The 26568-nt window shown below is 62.4% G+C and carries 25 protein-coding genes; 12 read left to right on the top strand and 13 right to left on the bottom strand.

Going from position 1 to position 26568, the window contains the following annotated elements:
• Nucleotides 1-43: 43 nt before the first annotated feature.
• The 5 genes from FGE05_RS03230 to FGE05_RS03250 all read right to left on the bottom strand — a co-directional run bounded on the left by FGE05_RS03230 (nt 44) and on the right by FGE05_RS03250 (nt 6334).
• Entirely contained in the window at nt 44-1420 is a 1377-nt protein-coding gene (locus FGE05_RS03230; protein ID WP_139641485.1) for a pitrilysin family protein, read from the bottom strand.
• A gap of 58 nt (nt 1421-1478) precedes the next feature.
• A complete protein-coding gene (locus FGE05_RS03235; protein WP_139641487.1) occupies nt 1479-3137 on the bottom strand; it encodes a Na/Pi cotransporter family protein in 1659 nt (552 codons plus the stop codon).
• A gap of 323 nt (nt 3138-3460) precedes the next feature.
• Nucleotides 3461-4228, bottom strand: coding sequence for a TerC family protein (locus FGE05_RS03240; protein ID WP_024778426.1), 768 nt, complete (start codon nt 4226-4228; stop codon nt 3461-3463).
• Nucleotides 4229-4304: 76 nt separating this feature from the next.
• Complete coding sequence (locus tag FGE05_RS03245; protein ID WP_139641489.1) at nt 4305-5612, bottom strand: CitMHS family transporter; 1308 nt, start codon at nt 5610-5612, stop codon at nt 4305-4307.
• Between the two features lie 395 nt (nt 5613-6007).
• Nucleotides 6008-6334, bottom strand: coding sequence for a DOPA 4,5-dioxygenase family protein (locus tag FGE05_RS03250; RefSeq protein WP_024778428.1), 327 nt, complete (start codon nt 6332-6334; stop codon nt 6008-6010).
• A gap of 75 nt (nt 6335-6409) precedes the next feature.
• Between FGE05_RS03250 and FGE05_RS03255 the strand changes: the two genes are divergently transcribed.
• Nucleotides 6410-7069, top strand: a complete 660-nt coding sequence (locus FGE05_RS03255; protein WP_139641491.1) for an NAD(P)-dependent oxidoreductase — start codon at nt 6410-6412, stop codon at nt 7067-7069.
• A gap of 167 nt (nt 7070-7236) precedes the next feature.
• Here the strand turns inward: FGE05_RS03255 and FGE05_RS03260 are convergent, their stop codons facing one another.
• Nucleotides 7237-8187 carry a LysR family transcriptional regulator gene (locus FGE05_RS03260; RefSeq protein WP_139641493.1) on the bottom strand — a complete coding sequence of 317 codons (951 nt, stop codon included), beginning with the start codon at nt 8185-8187 and terminating at the stop codon, nt 7237-7239.
• Nucleotides 8188-8301: 114 nt separating this feature from the next.
• Here FGE05_RS03260 and betC point away from each other — a divergent pair, with 114 nt between their 5' ends.
• The 3 genes from betC (at nt 8302) to FGE05_RS03275 (ending at nt 12561) form a co-directional block, all read left to right on the top strand.
• Nucleotides 8302-9816 carry a choline-sulfatase gene (gene betC / locus FGE05_RS03265; protein WP_139641495.1) on the top strand — a complete coding sequence of 505 codons (1515 nt, stop codon included), beginning with the start codon at nt 8302-8304 and terminating at the stop codon, nt 9814-9816.
• A 19-nt stretch (nt 9817-9835) separates the two neighbouring features.
• Complete coding sequence (gene choX / locus FGE05_RS03270; protein ID WP_139641498.1) at nt 9836-10756, top strand: choline ABC transporter substrate-binding protein; 921 nt, start codon at nt 9836-9838, stop codon at nt 10754-10756.
• A gap of 236 nt (nt 10757-10992) precedes the next feature.
• Entirely contained in the window at nt 10993-12561 is a 1569-nt protein-coding gene (locus tag FGE05_RS03275) for a SulP family inorganic anion transporter (RefSeq protein ID WP_139641500.1), read from the top strand.
• Between the two features lie 104 nt (nt 12562-12665).
• Here the strand turns inward: FGE05_RS03275 and aroE are convergent, their stop codons facing one another.
• Nucleotides 12666-13487, bottom strand: coding sequence for a shikimate dehydrogenase (gene aroE, locus FGE05_RS03280; RefSeq protein ID WP_041023175.1), 822 nt, complete (start codon nt 13485-13487; stop codon nt 12666-12668).
• Nucleotides 13488-13508: 21 nt separating this feature from the next.
• Nucleotides 13509-14423 (bottom strand): oxygen-dependent coproporphyrinogen oxidase, encoded by a 915-nt coding sequence (gene hemF / locus FGE05_RS03285; RefSeq protein ID WP_024778435.1) that lies wholly within the window; start codon nt 14421-14423, stop codon nt 13509-13511.
• 165 nt (nt 14424-14588) lie between these two features.
• On the opposite strand from hemF, the gene FGE05_RS03290 reads away from it, so the two are divergent.
• Complete coding sequence (locus FGE05_RS03290) at nt 14589-15566, top strand: NADPH:quinone reductase (RefSeq protein ID WP_139641502.1); 978 nt, start codon at nt 14589-14591, stop codon at nt 15564-15566.
• Nucleotides 15567-15839: 273 nt separating this feature from the next.
• Here the strand turns inward: FGE05_RS03290 and FGE05_RS03295 are convergent, their stop codons facing one another.
• From FGE05_RS03295 to FGE05_RS03305, 3 genes are all read right to left on the bottom strand, one after another.
• Nucleotides 15840-16397, bottom strand: a complete 558-nt coding sequence (locus FGE05_RS03295) for an L-threonylcarbamoyladenylate synthase (protein WP_003196294.1) — start codon at nt 16395-16397, stop codon at nt 15840-15842.
• Between the two features lie 61 nt (nt 16398-16458).
• On the bottom strand, nt 16459-17559 hold the full coding sequence (gene dprA, locus FGE05_RS03300) for a DNA-processing protein DprA (protein ID WP_139641504.1): 1101 nt from the start codon (nt 17557-17559) through the stop codon (nt 16459-16461).
• Between the two features lie 81 nt (nt 17560-17640).
• Nucleotides 17641-18666: a LysM peptidoglycan-binding domain-containing protein gene (locus FGE05_RS03305; RefSeq protein WP_139641506.1), complete on the bottom strand. Its 1026-nt coding sequence runs from the start codon at nt 18664-18666 to the stop codon at nt 17641-17643.
• Nucleotides 18667-18821: 155 nt separating this feature from the next.
• On the opposite strand from FGE05_RS03305, the gene def reads away from it, so the two are divergent.
• The 5 genes from def to FGE05_RS03330 all read left to right on the top strand — a co-directional run bounded on the left by def (nt 18822) and on the right by FGE05_RS03330 (nt 23525).
• Nucleotides 18822-19328: a peptide deformylase gene (gene def, locus FGE05_RS03310; RefSeq protein ID WP_041023908.1), complete on the top strand. Its 507-nt coding sequence runs from the start codon at nt 18822-18824 to the stop codon at nt 19326-19328.
• 69 nt (nt 19329-19397) lie between these two features.
• Nucleotides 19398-20357 carry a methionyl-tRNA formyltransferase gene (gene fmt / locus FGE05_RS03315; RefSeq protein WP_139641508.1) on the top strand — a complete coding sequence of 320 codons (960 nt, stop codon included), beginning with the start codon at nt 19398-19400 and terminating at the stop codon, nt 20355-20357.
• Nucleotides 20354-21664 carry a 16S rRNA (cytosine(967)-C(5))-methyltransferase RsmB gene (gene rsmB, locus FGE05_RS03320; protein WP_139641509.1) on the top strand — a complete coding sequence of 437 codons (1311 nt, stop codon included), beginning with the start codon at nt 20354-20356 and terminating at the stop codon, nt 21662-21664. The genes fmt and rsmB overlap by 4 nt, the downstream gene beginning before the upstream one ends.
• Nucleotides 21665-21688: 24 nt before the next feature.
• Nucleotides 21689-23062 carry a Trk system potassium transporter TrkA gene (trkA, locus tag FGE05_RS03325; RefSeq protein WP_139641511.1) on the top strand — a complete coding sequence of 458 codons (1374 nt, stop codon included), beginning with the start codon at nt 21689-21691 and terminating at the stop codon, nt 23060-23062.
• Between the two features lie 151 nt (nt 23063-23213).
• Complete coding sequence (locus FGE05_RS03330; RefSeq protein ID WP_139641513.1) at nt 23214-23525, top strand: tetratricopeptide repeat protein; 312 nt, start codon at nt 23214-23216, stop codon at nt 23523-23525.
• A 17-nt stretch (nt 23526-23542) separates the two neighbouring features.
• Here FGE05_RS03330 and FGE05_RS29760 read toward each other — a convergent pair whose 3' ends face one another.
• Nucleotides 23543-23704, bottom strand: coding sequence for a hypothetical protein (locus tag FGE05_RS29760; protein ID WP_154673559.1), 162 nt, complete (start codon nt 23702-23704; stop codon nt 23543-23545).
• A gap of 50 nt (nt 23705-23754) precedes the next feature.
• Complete coding sequence (locus FGE05_RS03335) at nt 23755-24021, bottom strand: DUF2790 domain-containing protein (protein ID WP_041023913.1); 267 nt, start codon at nt 24019-24021, stop codon at nt 23755-23757.
• Between the two features lie 286 nt (nt 24022-24307).
• On the opposite strand from FGE05_RS03335, the gene FGE05_RS03340 reads away from it, so the two are divergent.
• Complete coding sequence (locus tag FGE05_RS03340) at nt 24308-25048, top strand: response regulator (RefSeq protein ID WP_139641515.1); 741 nt, start codon at nt 24308-24310, stop codon at nt 25046-25048.
• Nucleotides 25045-26358 (top strand): ATP-binding protein, encoded by a 1314-nt coding sequence (locus tag FGE05_RS03345; RefSeq protein WP_139641517.1) that lies wholly within the window; start codon nt 25045-25047, stop codon nt 26356-26358. Before FGE05_RS03340 ends, FGE05_RS03345 begins: the two co-directional genes overlap by 4 nt.
• Nucleotides 26359-26568: the final 210 nt, after the last annotated feature.

A 26568-nucleotide genomic window follows, 5' to 3' on the forward strand; every position in this document is an offset into this window, starting at 1 on the left:
AAGCCTTGCTCCCACCGGCCTTGCGTCTTCACGTCTTGTTGTCTCAAACCCGGCGACGCAACCGCCACACCACCAGCCCCAATAGCAACAACCCCAGCAAGCCGCTTACTCCCCACACTAGCTCGTCGTCACTGAGCAACGACCTCTCGATGCGCAGGTAGCCCGGGTCCTTGAGCAGTTCGCGCAGGGCCTGGTTGGCTTGTTCCAGGCTCACCGACTGCAAGCGCACGGCCGGGTTGGCGAAGCGGCCGTCTTCATAGTCGCCCAGGGCGCCCCAGTAATAATCGGCCAGGGCGCTGTTGCCTTGAACCGCCCAGGTCTGGTGGGCGATGGCTGCACGTTTGATGCGCATGAAGCTGTCCGGGTCCAGCCCGTCCTTGAGCAACGTCCTGCGCAATTCTTCGAGGGCCTGTTCGGCTTGCGGCAGGTCTTCGCGGGCGAGGTCCGCGTTCAGGCTGAGAAAGCCGACGCCGCCGAACACCTCACGTTCCACCCACGGGCCATAGGACAGGCTGCGGGCCAGGCGCAGCTGGCGATAGAGGGCCCAGTCCAGATAGTTCTTGAGCAGGTCGAAGGTTTCGTCGTGTTGTTCTTCCAGTACCGGCTCCGGGAACAGCCAGTGCAGCTTGGCACCATCGCCCACCAGGCTGCGGATCAGGTTGCGCTTGGTCACGGCGCTGTAGCGGATCTGCGGCAATGCCTCATGGGCGCTGGGCTCGACCGGCTTGAGTTTGCCGTAGGTGCGCTCCAGGTAGGCCGGCAGCAAGCGGTCGAGGTCGCCGACCACGATCAGCGTCATGTTGTTCGGTGCATACCAGGCTTTGCGAACCTGTTCGAGCCGGGCGAGGGTGTGGTGCTCGACCTCGGCCCGTTCCGCGCAGCGCAGGCCCAACTCCACCGCCAACTGGTTGCTGGCCTTGTGTCCCAGGTCCTGGCGGTCGAGCCAGCGTTGCAGGTGGGTGTAGTGGCCGCCGTCCTCGCGCTCGACCACCCGTTTCGCCGCCTCCAGGGCCTTTTCGTCGATGCGGGTACGGGTCAGCACCGCCAGCAGCAGGTCGAGGATCTTGCGCTGGTTGCTCGCCGGTGCCTCGATGACAAACGTGGTATCGGCGTTGTTGGTGAAGGCGTTCCACTCGCCACCCAGCGCCTGCATCCGCTCTTCCAAGGCACCTTCGCCGCCTTCATCGATCCCGCTGAACAGCGCGTGCTCGAGCAGGTGCGGCAGTTCCTTGTCGGCGCAACTGAAGTCATCCAGGCCTACGCCGACCACCAGCCGGATGGCGACGTGCCCGCGTTCGCTACCAGGCTTGAGCAGCAACTGCATACCGTTGGGCAGCGTGTAGCCTTCGACCTGGAACCGGTCGAGGGCCACCACAGGCAGCGAACCGAACAAGAAAAGAGCGAATAACAGACCACGCATAAACGGCTTCCCGGCGACTGACAGTCCAACCCTACTGACTGAACAATGCGCCAGATGTTCAAGGCGAGTGGGTAATGTCGGACATTTCATCCGCCGCCAGGGCACCGATCTCGGCCGTTTCCAGCACCACGTAGGCGCTGCCGCAGAACAGCGAATTGAGACGCCGCATGTCGGCGATCAGGTCCAGGTGCAGGGAACTGGTCTCCAGGCTTTGTACGATTTTGCGCTGCAAGCGGCTGACGTGGGCATGGGCCATTCGTCTTTCCTGGGCGCGAAAGCGCCGTTTCTCTCGCAGCAACTGGCGGGCGCTTTCCCGATCGGCACTGAGAAACACTGACAATCCCAGCCGCAGGTTGGCGATCAAGTGACTGTGCAACCCCGCCAGCTCCTCCAGGCCGACCTCGGAAAAGGACAGGCGTTGCGAGGTCTTCTGCTGCTGCACCTTGCGCAGCATGCGTTCGATGAGGTCGCTGCCGAGCTTCAGGTTGATCGCCAGCTCGATGATTTCTGCCCATCGACGGCTGTCCTGTTCGCTGAGGTCTTCGCGGGGCATCTGGGCCAAGTACAACTTGATGGCGCTGCACAGGGCCTCGACATCATCGCCCACGCGCCGCACTTCCTGGGTCAGCGCCGTCTGCTGGCCGCGCAGCACGTCGAGCATGGCTTCGAGCATGTTTTCGATCAGGTCGCCGATGCGCAACGTCTCCCGGGCTGCATTGGCCAGGGCCAGGCTCGGTGTGGCGAGGGCTGTGGGGTCCAGGTGCCGGGGTTTGGCTGTGCCATTGGTTTCCGGACGCTCCGGCAGCAGCCAGGCGCACAGCTTGGCCATCGGCGCGACGCTTGGCAGCAGCACCAGGCAGCGCACGGAGTTGTAGAACAGGTGAAAGCCGATGACGGTTTCCTGGGGGCTGAAATCCAGGCCGTCCAGCCACCGTACCAAGGGATCGAGCGCTGGAATGATCAGCAACAATCCGATCAGCTTGTACAGCAGGCTGCCCAGCGCCACCTGACGTCCGGCAGCGTTTTGCATGCTGGTGCTGAGGAACGCCAGCACGCCGCTGCCAATGTTGGCGCCGATCACCAGGCCAATGGCTACCGGCAGGCTGATCACGGCTGCGCCGGCCAGTGTGGCGGTCAGCAGCACGGCGGCCAGGCTCGAATAGGAAATCATGGCGAACAGCGCACCCACCAACGCATCGAGCAGGATGTCACCGGTCAGCGAGGCGAAGATCACCTTCACGCCTTGGGCCTGGGTGATGGGCGTAGCCGCTTCGACGATCAATTGCAGCGCGAGAATGATCAGGCCCAGGCCGATGGAGACGCGGCCCATTTGCCCGACGCGGGTCTGTTTGCGCGACAGGAAAAAAATCACCCCGAGGAAAATCAGCAACGGCGACAGCCATGACAGGTCGAGGGTCAGTACCCGGGCCATCAACGCCGTGCCAACGTCGGCGCCGAGCATGGTCGCCAGGGCAGGGGTCAGCGCCATCAGGCCCTGGCCGACAAACGAGGTGACCAGCATGGCCGTGGCGTTGCTGCTCTGGACCATGGCGGTGACCATGATGCCGGCGACAAAGGCCAGCCAGCGCCGAGACATGTTCTGGCCGATGACGTGGCGCAGGTTGGAGCCGTAGACCCGCAGGATGCCGGTACGGACGATGTGCGTGCCCCAGATCAGCAGGGCCACGGCAGAGAGTAGATTCAGCAGGGTCAGCATGAGAGGCCCCCTGTTAGCGTCTCAAAGAGACAAGTTGACGATGCCACATCGTTCTTCTTTGTACTTAAGCTGTAGTTGGCGAACGGTTCGGACGCCAGCATTGCACAGCTAAAGAATTGATTGAAACAAAACTGTCATGAAAAGCACCGCAAACCCTGTGGGAGCGAGCCTGCTCGCGATAGCGGTGTGTCAATCGATACTGTTGTGACTGAAAGGACGCTATCGCGAGCAGGCTCGCTCCCACAGGTCCGGGGTCCAGGGCAACTTTCCTGCGGGCATGAAAAAGGGGCTCCAAGAGCCCCTTCGTTCATTGCTCCGTCCAATTACTGACCCGGAACGTCCTTGCGCAGTTTCACCGGATCCTGCTGCTTGCGCTTGCGTGCAATCGCGGTGCGCATCTTGATGTTGATCGCCTCCACGGCCAGGGAGAAGGCCATGGCGAAGTAGACGTAGCCTTTCGGTACATGGACGTCGAACGACTCGGCGATCAGTACGGTACCGACCACCAGCAGGAACGACAGCGCCAGCATCTTCAGCGACGGATGCTTGTCGATGAACTCACTGATGGTGCCCGAGGCCAGCATCATCACCAGCACGGCCACGATGATCGCCGCCACCATCACCGGCACATGGGAGACCATGCCGACAGCGGTGATGACCGAGTCCAGGGAGAACACGATGTCGATGATCGCGATCTGGATGATGGTGTAGAGGAAGTTGCCACCCTTGCCCGACGGTTGATCGTCGCTTTCATCGTCGCCTTCCAGTGCGTGGTACATCTCCTGGGAGCTTTTCCACAGCAGGAACAGGCCACCGAAGAACAGGATCAGGTCGCGACCGGAGATGCCCTGGCCGAACACTTCGAACAAATCGGCGGTCAGGCGCATGACCCAGGTGATGGACAGCAGCAACAGGATCCGCGTGATCATGGCCAGGGCCAGACCGAAGATCCGGGTACGCGCCTGCATGTGCTTGGGCATGCGGCTGACCAGGATCGAGATCATGATGATGTTATCGATGCCCAGGACGATTTCCAGGGCGGTCAGGGTAAAGAAGGCAACCCAGATTTCCGGGTTGGTCAGCCATTCCATGTGAGTTCCTTTGAACGAGTGTTAGGCCGCGCCGCGCTTCGGGATAACCAGGAGCGCGGCGCCGCGGGTATTGCTTTTATAGAGTGCTGAACAGCGGAAAGATCCCCATCAGCAAGGCGGCGAACATTATGCACAGGCAAACCAGCACTGCCCACTTCAGGGTGAAGCGCTGGTGATCGCCGAACTCGATCCCGGCCAGTGCCACCAACAGGTAAGTGGACGGAACCAGCGGGCTCAACAGGTGGACGGGCTGGCCGACGATCGAGGCACGGGCCATTTCCACCGCCGTGATGCCGTAATGGCTGGCGGCTTCGGCGAGAACCGGTAACACCCCGTAATAAAATGCGTCGTTAGACATGAAGAACGTGAACGGCATGCTCGCCAGCGCGGTAATCACCGCCAGGTACGGGCCGAGGAAGTCCGGGATCACCGCCAGCAGGCTCTTGGACATGGCGTCGACCATGCCGGTGCCGGACAGGATGCCGGTGAAGATACCCGCCGCGAAAATCAGCCCGACCACCGCCAGTACGCTGCCGGCGTGTGCCGCAACGCGGTCTTTTTGCTGTTGCAGGCACGGGTAGTTGACGATCATCGCGATACTGAAGGCCACCATGAACAGCACCGGCAGCGGTAACAGGCCGGCGATCAGGGTGCACATCAGGGCCAGGGTCAAGGCACCGTTGAACCAGATCAGCTTCGGACGGCGAGCGTCCGGGAACTGGGACACGCTGATTTCGCTGTGGTCGATTTCATCGTGGGCCAGGTGCAATTCACCCAGGCGCGCACGCTCGCGTTTGCCGTACATGTAGGCAATCGCCAGGATCGCCACCACACCGAACGCCATCGCAGGAATCATCGGTACGAAGATGTCGGACGGATCCACGTGCAACGCACTGGCCGCACGGGCCGTCGGGCCGCCCCAGGGGGTCATGTTCATCACGCCACCGGCGAGGATGATCAGGCCGGCCATGATCCGAGGGCTCATGCCGATGCGGCTGTAGAGCGGCAGCATCGCGGCCACGCAGATCATGTAAGTGGTCGCGCCGTCACCATCGAGGGAAACGACGAGCGCCAGAACGGCGGTACCGACCGAAACTTTCAGCGGGTCACCCTTGACCAGCTTGAGGATCTTGCGCACGGCCGGGTCGAACAGGCCGGAGTCGATCATCAGGGCAAAATAGAGAATCGCGAACATGAGCATCACCCCGGTCGGGGCGAGCTTGGTGATGCCTTCGAGCATCATCGGGCCGATCTTCGGCGCAAAACCACCGAACAGGGCGAACAGGATCGGGATGATGATCAGGGCGATCAGCGCGGACAGGCGCTTGGTCATGATCAGGAACATGAACGTGATGACCATGGCGAAGCCAAGGAAAGTCAGCATGGGAAATACTCCAGGCGTGGCGCGGCGAGGTTAAGGCGAACCGGACGGGTCAGCGCAGAACGTGAGTCACGAGGCGGACGGATGGAGTGGGTGCAGCAGGACGGGTAGCAGCGGACATCAGAATCACCATTGTTGTTGTTAAAACGGCCAAACGGGTCGTGGAGATCCGTTTCTGGCCACCGGTCTTTTGCCGGTAGTGAGGCGATCCTAATCGCGCAAGCTTTCAGCCAGCTTTCGCCGCAGGCAATGGTTTTTTCCGCTGGTCGGAGTCTGTGGGAGCAAGGCTGTGGGAGCAAGGCTTGCCCGCGATGAAGCTGACGCGGTCGTCCTGCATATCGAGTGCCCCTTGTCGCGAGCAAGCTTTGCTCCCACAGGTCGTTCTGTCTCAGTACATTTCAGAACACCGAAAGATCCAACGGTCGCATCGCCCCCATCCAGATCGCATGGTCGGTGTGGTCCGCCAGCTCATCGCCGGTGTTCGGGTGCAGAAAGATCACCAGCCCTTTGCGATAGAGCGCCAGCCACGGTAGTACCACCCCGATGTACTGCGGATCGAACGACAGCTGACAACTCCAGTCCGGATGGGGCCCGACCGGGCGCTCGTGAACGCGGCCCATTTTCAGCGGAAACAGGCGCGACGCTTCCTCACACAGTGCCCGCGCCTGGTCGATGGTGCTGGCATCGAAATAAACATGGGCGTGGTAGCCCTTGATCCGTTGCAATTGTCACTCCTTGCGAACCCTCGCCGTTTCCCGCAGGTCAGAGGCTTATACGCGGTAAAAAAGGGAAAAACAGCCATGAAAAACGCCGAAACCCCGGTGATCAAAGTGGTGCTCTATGGTGCCATGAGCAGCCTCGGCAGTGCGTTGATGGCTGAAATGCTGCGACGCCAGCATGAAGTCATTGCCGTTCTCGATGATCTCACGGCCCTGGCGCCGCGTCCGGGCCTGCGGACCAAGACCGGCGATCTCTATGACCCCGAACGGGTCAAGCAAAGCGTGGCCGGTGCCGATGCAGTGATCTGCCTACTTAACTCGCCGGGGTTGCCGATGAACAGCGAGCACGTGGAACGCACGCTGATTCCGGGTCCGGTGGAACAGGTCCTGGCGGTGGATGCGCTAATTGTCGGCATGCAGGCGGTGAACATTCCCCGGCTGTTTCTGGTGGGGGACTTCGCCGTGCTCGACGAAGACGAGGGCGAAGATGACTTGCAGCGGCATGCCGCCGAGGAAATCCTCGATGCCCTGCGCAACAGCCCATTGCGATGGACCCTCGTCAATGCGCCCTATGCTGCCGCTGGGTTGAGTATCGAGCATTTCACCCAGGTCAGTACCAGCCTGGAGCCGGGTATGGCCGAGTCCCTGGAACGGCTCAACCGGGTGGCCGTCGGCATTGCCGATGAGCTGAGCTTGAATCTGCATGTGGGCCAGCATGTCAGCTTCGTAGCCGCCACCTGACGACCGTGCAACATTGCGGCAAGAATCGCTGTTGTGGCGAGGGGATTTATCCCCGCTGGGCTGCAAAGCAGCCCCAAAAAAGCAGGGCCGCTTCGCAGCCCAGCGGGGATAAATCCCCTCGCCACAGGGTTTTTCTTTGATCATGAAAGTGCCTTCACCCGCACATCTCAAACAGCAATGGACGGCAACGGCAACCCCGTGAGCGACTCGCCGCTGGTGGCCTGTTCTTCCATCAGCCAGTCCACAAACTGCCGGATCAGTGCCCCACGCCGTTTACGCTGGGGCAGGACCACGTAATACCCCAGGCGCGACAGCACCGTCTCGGCGATGGGACGACACAACAGGCCTTGAGCCAATAAGTTATCCACAAGGTGGCGCCAGCCGATGGCAACACCTTGTCCGCCAATCGCCGCTTGGATCAGCAGGGTGTAATTGTCGAAACGCAATTGCCCCGGCGCTGGCGGCGAGGTGATGCCCAGTTCGCGGAACACGCCATTCCAGTCGAACCAGTGACTGCTGTTGCCGCCGCGCAGGTGCAGCAGTGGAAACTCCAACAAGGCCTGGGCCGGCAGAGGCAGGGGACGCTCCTTGAGCAGCAACGGGCTGCACACTGGAAAAACTTCTTCACTGAACAGCCAGCGACTTTCGCCCTGTTTGAAGCGACCGTCGCCGAACAGCACGGCAACGTCGATGTCGGTGCGCAACATGTTGTGGTTCCGCTCGCTGGTCACCAGGCTGACGTCCACCTGCGGGTTGGCAGCGTGAAAACGATGCAGTCGCGGCATCAGCCAGTAGGCGGCGAAGGCGAAGTCGGTGGCGACCTGCAACACCTCGTGCTGATGTTGAGCGGTGATCGCGCTCAATCCTGCGTCGATGTTCTGTAAACCGGCCTGTACTTGTTCGAACAACGTCGTCCCGGCCTCGGTCAATTCGATGCCACGGTAAATGCGATCGAACAACCGCGTGCCGAGCTGTTCCTCCAGGCGTTTGATTTGCTGGCTGATGGCCGGCTGTGTGGTGCCCAGCTCAATCGCCGCCGCCGTAAAGCTTCGTTGTCTGGCCGCAGCTTCAAAGGCCCGGAACAGATCCAGAGACAGGTCACCCAAGGCGTCATACATAAGCTGTGCTTATCCTAGTCATTATCCTGCATGGGCTTTACCCCAATAGGTTGGGGGAACATGCTCAATCGCAGCAATTTCGCATAACCGCTCACTATGGAATGCCGCGATTACATGAAGCGCAAGAACATTCTTTTCATCATGGCCGATCAGATGGCCGCGCCAATGTTGCCGATCTACGGTCCTTCGCCCATCAAGCTGCCGAATCTGTCGCGCCTGGCCGAGCAAGGCGTGGTGTTCGACGCCGCTTATTGCAACAGTCCACTGTGCGCGCCGTCGCGTTTTACCCTGGTGAGCGGCCAGTTGCCCAGCAAGATCGGCGCTTATGACAACGCTGCGGATTTTCCGGCCGACGTCCCGACGTATGCCCATTACCTGCGGCGCCTCGGCTACCGCACGGCGTTGTCCGGCAAGATGCACTTCTGCGGGCCGGACCAGTTGCACGGCTACGAAGAGCGCCTGACCAGTGACATTTACCCGGCCGATTACGGCTGGGCCGTGAACTGGGATGAGCCGGATGTGCGGCCGAGCTGGTACCACAACATGTCTTCGGTGTTGCAGGCCGGGCCGTGCGTGCGCACCAACCAGTTGGATTTCGACGAAGAAGTGGTGTTCAAGGCGCAGCAGTACCTGTTCGACCACATCCGTGAGGACGGCGACCAACCGTTCTGCCTGACCGTATCGATGACTCACCCACACGACCCGTACACCATTCCCAAGGCTTTCTGGGATTTGTATGACGACAACGACATCCCGCTGCCGCAAACCCCGGCGCAAACCGATCTCGATCCCCACTCCCAGCGATTGCTGAAGGTCTATGACCTGTGGGACAAGCCGTTGCCTGTGGATAAGATTCGCGACGCGCGCCGTGCCTATTTCGGCGCTTGCAGCTACATCGACAGCAACGTGGGCAAGCTGCTGCAAACCCTTGAGGACACCGGCTTGATGGACGACACGATCATCGTGTTCTCCGGCGATCATGGCGATATGCTCGGCGAAAAAGGGCTCTGGTACAAAATGCACTGGTTCGAGATGTCCGCGCGGGTGCCGCTGCTGGTCAGTGCTCCGGGTCAATTCGCCAGTGGCCGAGTCAGCGCCGCGGTGTCCACCGCCGACTTGTTGCCCACCCTGGTGGAACTGGCCGGCGGTACGCTGGAGCCTGGCTTGCCGCTGGACGGTCGTTCGTTGGTGCCGCACCTGCAAGGGCAGGGCGGGCACGACGAGGTCTTTGGTGAATACATGGCCGAAGGCACCATCAGCCCGTTGATGATGATCCGCCGCGGCCAGTGGAAATTCATCTACAGCGAAGATGACCCGTGCCTGTTGTTCGATGTCCGTAACGACCCCAAGGAATTGGAAGATCTCAGCCAGTCACCGGAGCATCAAGCCCTGTTCGCCGAATTTCTCGCTGAAGCCAGGGCCAAGTGGGACATCCCAACCATTCATCGACAGGTGCTCGCCAGCCAGCGACGCCGTCGTTTCGTCGCCCAGGCGCTGACCCTGGGCAAACTCAAGAGCTGGGATCACCAGCCGCTGGTGGATGCCAGTCAGCAATACATGCGCAATCACATCGACCTCGACGATCTGGAGCGCAAGGCCCGTTATCCACAACCCTGCCAAAATCAATAACGAACGTAAGGGGAAGCACATGCAAAAGTTATCCACAGTACTGGCCGCTGGGCTGTTGGTGTTGAGCAGTGCCTCGGCGTGGGCCGAGCAGAGCTGCGAGACGGTCAAGATGGCTGACCCGGGTTGGAGCGATATCGCGGCGACCAATGCCATCACCGGTTTTCTGTTGGAAGGCATGGGCTACAAGCCCAAGGTCGACACCCTCGCGGTGCCGATCACGTTTGGCGGCCTCAAGGATGGCCAGGTCGATGTGTTCCTGGGCAACTGGATGCCGGCGCAGCAAGGGTTCTATGACAAATTCGTGGCGAACGGGGATGTCACGCAACTGGCCAAGAACCTGGACGGCACCGAATTCACCCTGGCCGTCCCGGACTACGTCTGGGATGCCGGTGTGCATAACTTTGCCGACCTGAACAAATTCGCTGACAAGTTCGAGAAGAAAATCTATGGCATCGGTTCCGGCGCCCCGGCGAACCTTTCCTTGAAAGAAATCATCAAGACCAACGACTTCGGCATGGGCGATTGGAAACTGGTGGAGTCCAGCGAGCAGGCGATGCTGGCGGAAGTGTCCCGGGCCGTGAAGAAGCAGAAGTTCGTGACCTTCCTCGGCTGGACGCCGCACCCGATGAACGTGCAGCTGAAAATGCATTACCTCAAGGGCGGCGAGAAGTACTTCGGCGATACGGGCAGCGTCTATACCCTGACCCGCAAAGGTTATGCACAGGCCTGCCCGAACGTGGGCAAGCTGTTGACCAACCTGAGCTTCACCCAGGAAATGGAAAACAGCATCATGGCCGAGGTGGTGAACAACAAGGTCACCAACGCCGAGGCGGCCAAGGCCTGGATCAAGGCCAACCCGGCGGTGTTGGACAAATGGCTGGACGGCGTGAAGACGGCGGATGGGCAAGAGGCGTTGGCTGCGGTGAAGGCCAAGCTCTGATGACCCGTGTGCTCCGGATAAGCCCTCAGAAGGTGATCCGGAGCACTTTTGTGGCGAGGGGATTTATCCCCGCTGGGTCGCGAAGCGGCCCTAATGTGTCGACTCGGTGTGTCAGATCATTTGGGTTCAGCTGTTTGGGGCCGCTCCGCGACCCCGCGGGGATAAATCCCCTCGCCACAGGGAGAACGCTGCTTGGTCCTGATACTCTTGTTCTCAACCCCCATCCTTGAGGCCCCATGGCAATCCCCACCCGCCATTCACTGTTCCCCTTCCTGAGCTGGCTGCCCCGGCAGACCCGGGCCAGTGTCGGCCGTGACCTGATCGTGGGTTTGAGCGGCGCGATCCTGGCGTTGCCGCAGTCCATCGCCTACGCCCTGATTGCCGGTTTGCCCCCTGAGTACGGCTTGTACGCCGCGATCGTGCCGGTGCTGATTGCCTGCCTGTGGGGTTCGTCATGGCATTTGATCTGCGGACCTACGGCGGCGATCTCCATTGTCCTGTACGCCAGTGTCAGTCCCTTGGCCGTGCCCGCGACCCAGGACTACATCACCTTGATTCTGTTGCTGACGGTGCTGGCGGGCATCTTCCAATGGCTGTTGGGCCTGCTACGTTTTGGTGCCTTGGTGAACTTCGTCTCGCACTCGGTGGTGCTCGGTTTCACCCTGGGAGCGGCGGTGGTGATCGCACTGGGGCAGTTGCCGAACCTGATGGGGCTCGATCTGCCGAACGAGGCCACGGCCTTGAAGGGCGTGCTGATGTTGCTCAGTCATCTCGGGGCAGTGGATAAGCCGTCGTTGCTGTTGGGTTTGGGGACGCTGGCCCTGGGTGTGCTACTCAAGCGGCTGTTGCCGCGCTGGCCGAGCCTGTTGATAACGTTGGTCATCAGTAGCCTGGTGGTCTGGTTGTGGCCGGCCATGTTCGGGCATGTGGCGCTGGTCAGCGCCTTTGCCGGGCGCCTGCCGCCGTTCACTGCGCTGCCACTGGACCTCGACCTGATCCTGCGCCTGCTCCCCGGTGCCGTTGCGGTGGGCATGCTCGGGCTGGTCACCAGTCTGTCCATTGCTCGTTCGTTATCGGTGCGCTCCGGGCAATTGCTCGACGCCAACCAGGAGGTCAGGGCGCAGGGGCTTTCCAACATCGTGGGCGGATTTTTCTCCGGCTCCCTGTCAGCCGGTTCTTTTACCCGTTCCGGCCTCAGCTACGACGCGGGGGCCTGTTCCCCCCTGGCCGGGGTGTTCTCGGCATTGTGGGTGGCCTTGTTTGCGGTCGCCGGTGCGAAACTGATCTCGCACATCCCGATTCCGGCGATGGCCGGCAGTATTCTGCTGATCGCCTGGGGGCTGGTGGACCACCGCGGCATCCGCGCGTTGTATCGGGTGAGCCGGGCGGAATTCGTGGTGATGAGCCTGACGTGCCTGGCCACGTTGCTGCTGGAGCTGCAGACGGCCATCTACGCCGGTGTGCTGGCGTCGCTGTTTTTCTACCTCAAGCGCACGTCACAGCCGCGGGTGCACCATGCCCACGAAGGCGAGGCGGATGTGCTGCGGGTCGGCGGTTCGATCTTCTTCGGCGCCAGTCATTACCTGCAGGTGCGCCTGCAACGCTTGCAAGGGCAACGGGTGGTGATCGATGCCCAGCAAATCAACTTCATCGATTACTCAGGGGTGGAAATGTTGCACCAGGAAGCCCGCCGCCTCGGTGCCCAAGGGCGCAGCCTGACCTTGCGCAAGGCCCGGCCCCATGTAGTGGAGGAGTTGAAGAAGCTGGAAGGGCCGGAGAGGTGCCCGATTCACTTCGAGGATTGATACGGTCAGCACTGTGGGAGCAAAACTTGCTCGCGATGAAAGCGACCCGGTCTGTTGGAAACCGAGGTGCTTGTCTCGCGAGCAAGCTTTGCTCCCACAGTGGTTTAGAGCGCCAGCTGTCGGCGTAATTCGGCCAGCACCGGCGCGGTGTCCGGGCGCACGCCGCGCCACAGGTAGAACGCTTCGCCCGCCTGTTCCGCCAGCATGCCCAGGCCGTCCATCGCCACCGCGGCGCCCTGTTCGCTGGCCCAGCGGCAGAACGAAGTAGGCTCCTTGCCGTACATCATGTCGTAGCAAACGGTCTTGCCGGGTTCGATCAGGCTGCCTGCAATCGGCGGTACATCCCCTGACAGGCTCGCGGACGTGGCGTTGATGATCAGGTCCACCGGCTCGCGCAGCCAATCGAAACCACTGGCCGAGACCGGGCCCAGGTCCGCGAACAACTCGGCCAGCAATTCGGCTTTTTCCACGGTACGGTTGGCGATGATCACCGAAGCCGGTGCCTCGGCCAGCAGCGGCTCCAGGGCGCCGCGTACCGCGCCTCCGGCCCCCAGCACCAGGATGCGTTTGCCCTTGAGGCTGAAACCGGCATTGACGGTCAGGTCCCGCACCAGCCCGGCGCCGTCGGTGTTGTCGCCCAACAGACGACCATCGGCCAACTTGCTCAGGGTATTGACCGCCCCGGCCCGCTGCGCCCGCTCGGTCAGGCTGTCAGCCAGTCGGAAAGCGTCTTCCTTGAACGGCACGGTGACATTTGCCCCACGTCCCTCGCGGAAAAATTCCCGCGCGCAACCGGCGAAATCATCCAGGGGGGCCAGAAGGGTGCTGTAGTCCAGTGTCTGCCCGGTCTGTTCGGCAAACAGGCGATGGATCAACGGCGACTTACTGTGGCCGATGGGGTTACCCATTACAACGTAGCGGTCCATGGTCATCGGGTCAGTCTCCGTTCAGGCCTGCGCCAGCCAATCGCGATCCTGCAGGAAGTACTCGGTCAGGCGCGCTTCTTCGCTGCCCGGCTCGGCTTTCCAGTCGTAACCCCAGCGTACCTGCGGCGGCAGGGACATCAGGATCGACTCGGTCCGTCCGCCCGATTGCAGCCCGAACAGGGTGCCGCGGTCGTAGACCAGGTTGAATTCCACGTAGCGCCCGCGACGGAATTCCTGGAACTCCCGTTGCTTCGCGGTGAACGGCTCGTGTTTGCGCCGGCGCACGATGGGCAGGTAGGCCTCGATGTAGGCATCGCCGATGGCACGGATGAAGGCGAAGCAGGTGTCGAATCCCCACTCGTTCAGGTCATCGAAAAACAGGCCGCCGATACCCCGGGGTTCGTTCCGATGCTTGAGGTGGAAATAGCTGTCGCACCAGGCCTTGTAGCGCGGATACACCTCTGGGCCGAACGGGGCACAGGCCTGTTCGGCCACGCGGTGCCAGTGCACGCAGTCTTCGGCGACACCGTAGTACGGCGTCAGGTCGAAGCCACCGCCGAACCACCAGACCGGCTCTTCGCCTTCCTTTTCCGCGCTGAAGAAGCGCACGTTGGCGTGGGAGGTCGGAACGTGGGGGTTGTGCGGGTGGATCACCAGCGACACGCCCAGGGCTTCGAAGCCGCGTCCGGCCAGCTCCGGCCGATGGGCGCTGGCCGACGGTGGGAGACCGCTGCCGAAGACGTGGGAAAAGTTGACACCGCCCTTTTCAATGACCGTACCGTTCTCCAGCACCCGGGTGCGACCGCCACCGCCGGCAGGCCGGGTCCAGGCGTCTTCGACGAAGCGAGTGCCGCCGTCCTCGGCTTCCAGTGCAGCGCAGATGCGGTCTTGCAGGTCGAGCAGATAGGCTTTCACGGCCTCGGTGCGAGTGGTCATGACACCCCCTTTGATCAGGACTGGGCTACGCGGCGTACAGCGGGCCGGTGGCCAATGGGCGCACAGGATACCACCGCACTTGCCCACGCCACAGTTGACGAAGGTCAAGCTTAGGAGTCCGATGTCAGGCTTGGTAAAAAGTCCTGCGACAAGGAGAAAGTGAAGATGGCCAAACGTATCCAGTTCAGTTCCCACGGCGGCCCCGAAGTGCTTGAGTACGTGGATTACCAACCTGCCGAACCAGGCCCGCAGCAGGTGCGCGTGGGCAACCGGGCCATCGGCCTGAATTTCATCGACACCTATTACCGCAGTGGTCTTTATCCTCCGCCGGCCCTGCCTTCGGGCCTGGGCGCCGAGGGTGCGGGCGTGGTCGAGGCGGTCGGCTCAGACGTCACCCGGTTCAAAGTGGGCGATCGGGTGGCCTATGGCAGCGGCCCGCTGGGGGCCTACAGCGATGTGCATGTGTTGCCCGAGGCCAACCTGGTGCACCTGCCTGAGTCCATCAGTTTCGAACAGGCTGCCGGCGTCATGCTCAAGGGCCTGACGGTGCAGTATCTGCTGCGCCAGACCTATGAGCTCAAGGGTGGCGAAACCATCCTGTTCCATGCCGCTGCCGGTGGCGTCGGCTCCCTGGCCTGCCAATGGGCCAAGGCTTTGGGCGTGAAGCTGATCGGTACCGTGAGCTCGGCGGAAAAAGCGGCCGTCGCCAAAGCCCATGGCGCCTGGGAAACCATCGATTACAGCAAGGAAAACGTCGCACAGCGGGTGCTGGAGTTGACTGACGGCAAGAAAGTCCCGGTGGTGTACGACGGGGTTGGCAAGGACACCTGGCTGACCTCGCTCGATTGCGTCGCGCCCCGTGGCCTGCTGGTGAGCTTCGGCAATGCCTCGGGAGCGGTGGACGGGGTGAACCTGGGGATTCTGTCGGCGAAAGGCTCGCTGTACGTAACCCGGCCGACCCTGGCGACTTACGCCAACAACGCCGAAAACCTGCAACGCATGGCCGACGAACTGTTCGGGATGATCAGCAGCGGCAAGCTTACGGTGGATATCAATCAGCGTTATCCATTGGCGGAAGCGGCCAAGGCCCAGGCCGAATTGTCGGCGCGGCGCACGACGGGCTCGACGATCCTGCTGCCTTGAGCCTGCGCTAAACCCTGTGGGAGCGAGCCTGCTCGCGATGGCGGTGCATCAGCCAACACCATTTGTCTGGCCCGACGCTATCGCGAGCAGGCTCGCTCCCACCTTTGAACGGTGGTGTGCATAAGTTCTGTATTCAACACAAAACTTTTGTGGGAGCGAGCCTGCTCGCGATGGCGGTGTATCAGACAACACTCATTCGTCTGACCCGGCGCTATCGCGAGCAGGCTCGCTCCCACATTGGATAGGTATTGAATCCGGAGGTTGGGGCCGGGCTCAGTCCGGCCGTACCACTTTCCCGGTGGCCAGGTCGCGAATCACGCTGGGGTTCTTGCGCCCGCCCAGGTTGCCGCCGAGCACCAGGTCGATCTGCCCGCGGAAGTACTGCTCGACGCGAATCCGCGTGCGCGCTGCCGGGCGGCCTTGGGGGTTGGCCGAGGTGGACACCAGCGGCCCGACCAGCGAGCACAGGTCCCGCACGGTAGGGTGATCGCTGACCCGCAGCGCCACCGTATCGTGCACCCCGGTGATCCATTCCGGCAGCAGGTTCTGGTGCGGTACCAGCCAGGTGTTGGGCCCCGGCCAGGTGCTGGCCATGCGGTCCATCCAGGTGTCGGGGAAGTCTTCAAACAGGAAGTCGAACTGATGGATGTTGTCCGCCACCAGGATCAAACCCTTGTCGGGCAACCGCGACTTGATCGCCAGCAGGCGCTCCACCGCTTCCTCGTTCCATGGATCGCAACCCAGGCCCCAGACCGCTTCGGTTGGATAGGCAATCACCGCCCCGGCGCGAATTTCTCGCGCGGCTTGTTGCACACGCCAACTGTTGACCATGAAAGATTCTCCGCAACACAAGATAAGGCTGTGCGCAGTTTACCGATCTTCCCCATAAAACCTAGCGCGTGCGCGCAAACCAGCGGCCGTTGTCGCAGGTGGCACGTCCTTCCATCTCCAGTTCGGTCAGCGCCGCCAGCACTTTGGGCAATCCCCAGCCACTGGCCTCGGCCAACGCTTCGCTGGTGAGCGGCGCGGCATGGAGCAGGCGCAACAGCGGATGGCTGACAGGCGCCGGCTCCAGGGCCGGCGGCAGGCGTTGCCACCCGCGCAAGGCTTCGAGAATGTGCTCCACGGTTTCCACCAGCGCCGCACCGTCACGGATCAATTGATGACAACCCCGGGCACCCGGGTGATGGATCGATCCCGGAATGGCGTACACCTCGCGCCCCTGTTCCGCCGCCAGGCGCGCCGTGATCAGCGAACCGCTGGCGACGCTGGCTTCAACCACCAGAACACCGAGGGACAAACCGCTGATGATCCGGTTGCGGCGCGGAAAATGGCTGGCGTGGGGTGGGGCGTCCAACGGAAACTCCGAGAGCACCGCGCTGCCTTGGGCAATCATCGCGTCCGCCAAGCGGCGGTTGCGCTGTGGATAAAAATTTTCCAGGCCGGTGCCGAGCACCCCGACGGTTTGCCCGCCGACATCCAGTGCCGCCTGATGGGCCGCTGCGTCGATGCCCAGGGCCAGGCCGCTGGTGATGACAAAACCGGCGCTGGCCAGGCTGCGGGAAAACGCCGCGGCCGTGTCCACACCCGGACGCGAGGCGCGGCGACTGCCCACCATCGCCAGCTGCGGTTTTTCCAGGATGGTGGGGTCGCCAGCGGCGAACAGCAGCGGTGGCGGATCGCTGATCTGTGCCAGCAGTGCCGGGTAGTCAGGCTGGTCCCACATCAGCAAATGCTGGCCCGAACCCTCCAGCCAGGCCAATGCGTGGGCGGCGCCGTCGCGCACATCCGGGTTGCGCCGGGCTTCGGCGCTCGCCACGGGCAACCCCAGCGCCCGCCATGCGCTGGCCGGCGCGCTGAGGGCTTTGGAAGCCGAGCCGAAGGCTTCCATCAGGGTCATGAAACGTTTGGGTCCCAGCTCCGGCAAGCGGTGCAGGCGCAGGCGAGCCTCCAGTTCCGCAGGGGAAACCGGGGGGCATTCAGGCAATGTCATGTGATCAATCCTTGATCGTCATATATCCCGTTCAAACGGGAACAAGCTGTGGATAACTCTGTTGGTAAGTTGTGAGACCCGTTATGGATTGCGCACCTTGTCGAGCACCGCCAGCGAGCGCGAGGCATACAGCACCAGGCCGTAGCTGAGCTTGTCGTAGGTGCGGAACACCATCAGCAGGCCGGCCCGTTCGTCGGGGATCTTCACCGGTTCGCCGGTGACGCGGTCGCGCACGGTTTCACCGGTCTTCATCACTGCCAGGACATTGCCCTCGGCCAGCCCGTCGCGCCGGCCCTTGTTCAGGGTGACCACATCCAGCGCGCCGATCTGGGTTACGCCCCGTGGCACGTCGAGGATCAGCCCGTTGATGTCCGTTTTCGGCGCGCTGGGCATGAATGTCGAATTGATCGAGCGTTCTTCGCCGCTGAACAGTCGATCGCCGAGGCGTACTTCCTGGGTGGTGCGTTGCAGGGTGAGGGTGGTGACGTCGCCCTCGGCCGCCACGACTTCGGCGCTGCCGATGTCGTCGGCGTTGATGCCCAGTAACTCCTTGGTCTGCGGATCGGTGTAGACCTTGCCCTGGCGGAAGATGCCGTAGGCCGACTGGTCGGTGTCGAATGCCCCACGGGCGAAGATCTGGTCCCCGGCGCCGCTGAGCACCCGTTCGGCGTTGCCGGCGACGACGTAGGGCGCCTTGTTGAAATCCGCCGCCGTGTCGACGATGCGGTTGCTCAGCAGGAAGCTGTTGATGGCCTGCAACGGGATGCTCGGGATGGCATCAGCCACCGGCGAGCTGCGGATCCGCGGCGACAGCTTGATGGTGCCCCGGGAGGCGCCGCGATTGAGGGTCAGCCGTGGCTGGCCATTGACGTAGACCAGTGACAGGGTATCGCCGGGGTAAATCAGGTTCGGGTTCTCGATCTGCGGGTTGGCCTGCCAGAGTTCGGGCCATTTCCACGGTTCGCGCAGGTATTTGCCAGAAATGTCCCACAGCGTGTCGCCAGCGACCACGGTGTATTGCTGCGGGAAACCTTCCCGAAGTTGCACTTGCCCGTGCGCGATACCGGCCGAGGCCAGGAGCAGCAGGGCGAGTAGTGATTTCCTCATGCGGTGAATCCCTTTATCATGTGCGTTCGCGTAAAACGCCAGAGCCCCCGTGGCTCGCTCCGTATCAAGAGCAACGTTTTACAACGGTAGCCTGCATCCCAATACACGCCAGGCCAGCCACCCGACTTTATCTCACACGTGCATTTATCAAGCTTATGGCCATTTTGAACATTCTCGAATTTCCGGACCCGCGCCTGCGCACGATTGCCAAACCGGTGGCCGTAGTGGACGACGAAGTGCGTCAGTTGGTCGATGACATGTTTGAAACAATGTATGAAGCGCCAGGCATCGGCCTCGCCGCGACCCAGGTCAACGTGCACAAGCGTATTGTCGTCATGGACCTCTCCGAAGACCGCAGCGAGCCACGGGTGTTCATCAACCCCGAGTTCGAAACCCTCACCGACGAGATGGACCAATACCAGGAAGGCTGCCTCTCGGTACCGGGCTTCTACGAGAACGTCGACCGTCCACAGAAAGTCAGAATCAAGGCTTTGGACCGTGACGGCCAGCCATACGAACTGGTCGCCGAAGGGTTGCTGGCGGTGTGCATCCAGCATGAGTGTGACCACCTCAACGGCAAGTTGTTCGTGGATTACCTGTCGACCCTCAAGCGTGACCGGATCAAGAAGAAGCTGGAAAAGATCCATCGCCAGAATGCTTGATGCCCCCTTCAAAGGCTTGCCGCGGCAAGCCTTTTTTCTTTATGCGACTGTTGTTGATTGAGAGCTTCCATGACTGAGCCACTGCGCATCGTCTTTGCCGGCACTCCCGAGTTTGCCGCCGAACACCTCAAGGCCCTGCTGGCCAGCCCCCATGAAATCATCGCGGTCTACACCCAGCCGGACCGGCCGGCCGGCCGCGGGCAGAAACTGATGCCCAGCCCGGTCAAGCAACTGGCCCTGGAAAACGGTTTGCAGGTGTTGCAGCCGCCGACCCTGCGTGATGGGCAAGCCCAGGCCGAACTGGCCGCGCTGAAGCCGGACCTGATGGTGGTGGTTGCCTATGGCCTGATCCTGCCCCAAGTGGTGCTGGACATCCCGCGCCTGGGCTGCATCAACAGTCACGCCTCGCTGCTGCCGCGCTGGCGCGGTGCGGCGCCGATCCAGCGCGCCGTGGAAGCGGGCGATGCCGAGAGCGGCGTGACCGTGATGCGCATGGAGGCGGGCCTGGACACCGGGCCGATGCTGCTCAAGGTCGCCACCCCCATCAGCGCCGAAGACACCGGTGGCAGCCTGCACGACCGCCTCGCACTGATCGGCCCGCCGGCCGTGGTCGAGGCCATTGCCGGCCTGGCCGCCGGTACCCTGGAAGGCGAAGTGCAGGATGACAGCCTCGCCACCTACGCGCACAAATTGAACAAGGACGAGGCCCGCATCGACTGGAGCCGTCCGGCGGTCGAGCTGGAGCGGCTGGTCCGCGCCTTCAACCCGTGGCCGATCTGCCACAGCACCTTGAACGGCGAAGCGGTGAAGGTACTGGCCGCCCAGTGCGCCGAAGGGAAGGGCGCTCCGGGGCAGATCCTCGAGGCCAGCAAGGACGGCCTCGTCGTGGCCTGTGGCGAACAGGCACTGTGCCTGACCCGCCTGCAACTGCCCGGCGGCAAGGCGCTGAACTTCAGCGACTTGTTCAACAGCCGGCGTGAGAAATTTGCCGTTGGCAGCGTCCTCGGCCAAGCGGTGGAGGCTTCATGAACCCGCGTCTGGCCGCCGCCAAGGCGCTTGCCGCCGTGCTCAGCGGCAAAGCGTCGCTCAACAGTTCCTTGCCGACCCAGTTGGACAAGGTCGAGGACCGTGATCGCGGTTTCACCCAGGACCTGGCGTTCGGCACCGCTCGCTGGCAGCCTCGGCTGTCGGCGCTTGCGGCCAAGCTGTTGCAGAAACCATTCAAGGCCGCCGACGCCGACGTCGAAGCGCTGCTGTTGGTGGGACTTTACCAATTGCTCTACACCCGTGTGCCCGCCCACGCCGCGATCGGCGAAACCGTGGGCTGCGCCGACAAACTGAAGAAACCCTGGGCCAAGGCCTTGCTCAATGCCGTGTTGCGCCGTGCCCAACGGGAAAGCGAAAGCCTGCTGGCCGAGCTGGAACATGACCCGGTGGTGCGCACCGCACATCCGCGTTGGTTGCAGAAAGCCTTGAAGGCGTTCTGGCCAGAGCAATGGGAAGCCATCTGCGCGGCCAACAATGCCCATCCGCCGATGATCCTGCGGGTCAACCGTCGCCACCATACCCGCGATGCCTACCTGGCCTTGCTGGGCGAGAATGGCATTCCGGCCCGGCCATGCGTGTACAGCCGCGACGGCATCCTGCTGGAAACCCCGGGCGATGTGCGCGCCCTGCCGGGCTTCGCCGACGGCTGGATCAGCGTCCAGGACGAAGCCGCCCAACTGGCCGCCGACCTGCTGGAGCTGGCGCCTGGGCAACGGGTGCTGGACGCCTGCTGCGCACCGGGGGGCAAGACCTGCCACATCCTCGAAGCCGAGCCGAAACTGGCCGGCGTGGTGGCGGTAGACCTGGAAGCCAAACGCCTGGTGCGCGTGAAAGAAAACCTCGAGCGCCTGGGCCTGGACGCCGAGCTGATCGCCGCCGACGGTCGCGACACTGCAGCCTGGTGGGATGGCAAGCCATTCCAGCGCATCCTGCTGGACGCGCCGTGTTCGGCCACCGGCGTGATCCGTCGTCACCCGGACATCAAGCTCACCCGCCAACCGGACGACATCGCTGCCTTGGCGCTGCTCCAGGGCGAGTTGCTCGACGCCCTGTGGCAGACCCTCGATGTCGGCGGCATCCTGCTCTATGCCACCTGCTCGACCTTGCCGACCGAGAACACCGAAGTGATCGAAGCGTTCCTCGCCCGCACCCCCGGCGCCCGGGAACTGGACATCGCCACCCAGGCCGGCCTGAAACAGCCCCACGGCCGCCAGTTGCTGGCCCAAGAGGGCGGGCACGATGGGTTCTACTACGCCAAGCTGATCAAGATCGCCGCCGCACGCGGCTAAGACCGATTCGATAGGAGTGAACGGATGAAAATCATCATCCTCGGCGCAGGACAGGTCGGCGGTTCGCTGGCGGAGCATCTGGCCAGCGAGGCCAACGACATCACGGTGGTCGACACCGACGGCGAACGCCTGCGCGACCTCGGTGACCGTCTCGACATCCGTACCGTGCAAGGGCGGGGTTCCCTACCGACCGTGCTGCGCCAGGCCGGCGCCGACGATGCCGACATGCTGGTGGCCGTCACCAACAGCGACGAAACCAACATGGTCGCCTGCCAGGTCGCCCACACCCTGTTCCACACCCCGACCAAGATCGCCCGGGTGCGGGAAGCGGCCTACCTGACCCGCGCCGACCTGTTCGACAACGAAGCGATCCCGGTGGATGTGTTGATCAGCCCCGAGCAGGTGGTGACCAACTACATCAAGCGCCTGATCGAGCATCCCGGTGCCCTGCAGGTGATCGACTTTGCCGAAGGCAAGGCGCAGCTGGTGGCGGTCAAGGCCTACTACGGCGGACCGTTGGTGGGGCAGCAGCTGCGTCAGTTGCGCGAGCACATGCCGAACGTGGAAACCCGGGTCGCGGCGATCTTCCGCCGTGATCGTCCGATCCTGCCCCAGGGCGATACGGTGATCGAGGCGGACGACGAGGTATTTTTCATCGCCGCCAAGGCGAATATTCGTGCGGTGATGAGCGAAATGCGCCGTCTCGACGAGAACTACAAGCGCATCGTCATCGCTGGCGGCGGGCAGATCGGCGAGCGCCTGGCCGAAGCCATTGAAAGCCGCTACCAGGTGAAGATCATCGAGATGAACCCGGCCCGCTGCCGCTACCTTTCGGACACCCTCGACAGCACCGTGGTGCTGCAGGGCAGTGCTTCGGACCGCGACCTGCTGCTGGAAGAAAACATCGCCGACGCCGACATCTTCCTGGCCCTGACCAACGACGACGAAGCCAACATCATGTCGTCATTGCTGGCCAAGCGCCTGGGGGCGCGGAAAGTGATGACCATCATCAACAACCCGGCCTACGTCGACCTGATCCAGGGCGGCGACATCGACATCGCCATCAGCCCGCAACTGGCAACCATCGGCACCTTGCTCGCGCATGTGCGTCGCGGTGACATCGTCAGCGTGCACTCCCTGCGCCGTGGCGCGGCCGAAGCCATTGAGGCCATTGCCCACGGCGATGCCAAGTCCAGCAAAGTGATCGGCCGCGCCATCCGCGACATAGGCCTGCCTCCGGGCACCACCATCGGCGCGATCATCCGTGACGAAGAAGTGCTGGTCGCCCATGACGACACCGTGATCCAGACGGGCGACCATGTGATCCTGTTCCTGGTGGACAAGAAGCACATTCGCGATGTCGAGAAGCTGTTCCATGTGGGGTTGAGCTTCTTCTGACCCTGGATGTGCCGATCGTTCCCACGCTCCGCGTGGGAATGCAGCCAGGGACGCTCTGCGTCCCCTCAAGAGCCGAACGCAGAGCGTCCGTAGAGGCATTCCCACGCAGAGCGTGGGAACGATCCTGACCCAACCAACAAGGAAGCCCCCAATGCTCGAATCCCTGGAAAAAATGCTCGCCAAGGGTGTGGATAACCCACTGCTGCGCTTCGGCCTGGGCAAGGGCTATCTCGACCTCGGCGAATTCCCCCGCGCTGCCGAACACCTGCAACGCTGCGTCGAACTCGACCCCAAGTATTCGGCCGCCTGGAAACTGTTGGGCAAGGCTCACCAGGGCCAGGGTGACTTAGCGGCTGCGCGCAGTGCCTGGGAACAAGGCCTGGAAGCCGCCCGCGCCCATGGCGACAAACAGGCCGAAAAGGAAATGACGGTGTTTCTCAAGAAACTGGACCGCCATTCCTGATACACCCCACAACGCCTTCAAAGGCCAACTGCCCGCGGCGAGGGCGTTTTCTTCAGCGGTGTGAGCTGGTAGCAGAGGCCGCTGTTGCCTCGGTTGTGCTCACCGGCGGCATTGGCGTGGGCAGCCATGCCGCCCAATGCGAGGGCAAAAGCGGTCAGGTAGGTCTTGAGTTTCTTCATAGTGACTCCTGTTTGCACGATGATTGCGGCTTTAATGAGGGCCGTGAAGCTCAGCTCCCTTCGTTGTTGCAGGTGTCTGCCTGCTTGAGGTACGTCAGGGACCGCTGCTCACCCATCGAATCGAGGTAGTTGATCTGCGCATTTACCAAGCCGCAGGTCTGGCCGCCGTCCTCAGTTAGCGAGACCACTCGCTTGATGTCCAGGTGCGTGCCGTAGGTGTAGGTCTCGCTGGCGGCTTTGTCCTGGGCCAAGGCGGGTAATGCGGCGGCGCTCAGGGCAGTGATCAGGCAAGCGGTAGCGATGGTTTTCAGTTTCATGGTCGTTTTCCTTCAATGAGTTCGATGGTTTCATCGAGGCGATTCATGTTGTCTCGATGGAGCTCATTTAAGGCCCGTGAGGTATCTCGGCTGTGTCGAGAAACACCTCGGTTGGATGCGTTACGTATCTGAGGTGGGTTGCGATACAGAGCGATACAATCGCTGCTGTTTTGGCTGGGCTCTGGCTTAATCTCGGGCTGGAAAAGCAGAACCGCGCTGCCCTGCCAACCGGCAACCGGGCATCGTCACACTGCGCACTCGATGCGCGTATTTCGGAGAGCAGGGCATGGAACATGTCGATCACGTATTGATCGTGGATGATGATCGCGAGATCAGGGAACTGGTCGGCAACTACCTGAAGAAGAACGGTCTGCGCACCACCGTGGTCGCGGATGGCCGGCAGATGCGGGCCTTTCTCGAAACCAACCAGGTAGACCTGATCGTGCTCGACATCATGATGCCGGGGGACGATGGGCTGCTGCTGTGCCGCGAACTGCGCGCCGGCAAGCATAAGGCGACCCCCGTGCTGATGCTGACGGCGCGCACCGACGAGACCGACCGCATCATTGGCCTGGAAATGGGCGCCGACGACTACCTGGCCAAGCCCTTCGCCGCCCGGGAGCTGCTCGCGCGTATCAATGCCGTGCTGCGGCGTACCCGCATGCTGCCGCCCAACTTCGTCGTCACCGAAAGCGGTCGCCTGCTCAAGTTCGGCCGGTGGCGCCTCGACACCACCGCCCGCCATCTGCTCGATGAAGACGACACCCTCGTCTCGCTGAGCGGCGCCGAATACAGGTTGCTGCGGGTGTTCCTCGATCATCCTCAGCGGGTACTGAGCCGCGACCAGTTGCTCAACCTGACCCAGGGCCGTGACGCGGACATCTTCGACCGTTCCATTGACCTGCTGGTCAGCCGCGTGCGTCAGCGCTTGCTGGATGACGCCCGGGAACCGCTCTACCTGAAGACGGTGCGCAATGAAGGCTACGTCTTTACCTTCGCCGTCGAAATGCTCGAGGAGCAGGCATGAAGCTCGCGTTGCAATGGCCCCGCACGCTGGCCTCGCGGCTGTGGCTGGTGTTCCTGGTCGGTCTGATACTCGCCCAGTCCCTGACGTTCGCAGCCCAGTACTACGAACGTTACCAAAGCACCAAGACGGCCATGTTGGGCAACTTCGAACACGACACGGCGACCTCCATTGCCATCCTCGACCGTCTGCCTGCCGACGAGCGCCTGGCGTGGACCAAGCGTCTGCAGCGGCGTAACTATGATTACTTGCTGCGCGAACATGACCCGGGCATTCCACTGGCCTCGAACGATCTCGCGGCGACAGCGGCGCAATCCCTTCAGGTCTCGCTGGGCAGCAACTATGACCTGACCTTCGTCGAGATCCCCGGGCCGCAGCAGCATTTCCAGGCCCAGGTGCGACTGGCCGACGGCAGCCCGGTCACCATCGACGTGCGCCCCTCGGTCAAGCCGTTGTCGCCCTGGTTGCCCTTTGTCCTGGTTGGTCAGCTGGTGTTGCTGATCGGCTGCACCTGGCTGGCCGTGCGGATCGCGATACGCCCCCTCAGCCGCCTGGCCGAGGCCGTGGAGAACCTCGACCCGAACGCACACCCCGTGCAGTTGGATGAAAGCGGCCCACGTGAGGTGGCCTACGCCGCCCGGGCCTTCAACAGCATGCAGGCGCGGATCGCCGCTTACCTGAAGGAGCGCATGCAACTGCTGGCGGCCATTTCCCATGACTTGCAGACGCCCATCACGCGCATGAAGCTGCGCGCCGAGTTCATGGACGACTCGCTGGAGAAAGACAAACTGGGCAACGACCTGAACGAAATCGAGCACCTGGTGCGCGAAGGCGTGGCTTATGCGCGCAGCGTCCATGGGGCGACCGAGGCCAGTTGCCGCATCAGCCTGGACTCCTTTCTCGACAGCCTGGTGTGCGACTACCAGGACACCGGCCGGGAGGTCAGCCTGCGCGGCACGAACGGCGCGGTCATCGAGACACGGCCCCATGCCCTGCGCCGTATCCTGGTGAATCTGGTGGATAACGCGCTGAAGTACGCCGGCACCGCCGAAGTGGAGATCAGCGGCGACGCGAGCACGGGCGTTACGATCAGCGTGCTCGACCGGGGCCCGGGCATTCCCGAGGAAATCCTCGCCGAGGTGGTCAAACCGTTCTATCGGGTGGAAAGTTCACGCAACCGCAGCACCGGCGGCACCGGCCTGGGTTTGGCCATCGCCCAGCAGTTGACTGTCGCGATTGGTGGGGCACTGAGTCTGCGCAACCGCGACGGTGGCGGTCTTTGCGTGACCCTCGACTTCGGCCTCAATCGGTAGGCCATGCTGGCTGCACATCAAGTGCAGCCGCTACCGGCGGGACGCATAGACGTGCGTTTGTAAGCCATTGTATCTAGCGCATTCGCGTACTCAAAAGAACGTATAACCGCCGGTTGTCGAACATAGGCGGTATACATCTCCTTGCAAGAATTTTCCCCATCGAATCGCCATCAGGCCCCCTGAATGGCGAACCCATACGACAGGAGATCT

This window comes from Pseudomonas sp. ICMP22404 (assembly GCF_006227205.1).
Taxonomy (GTDB): Bacteria; Pseudomonadota; Gammaproteobacteria; order Pseudomonadales; family Pseudomonadaceae; genus Aquipseudomonas.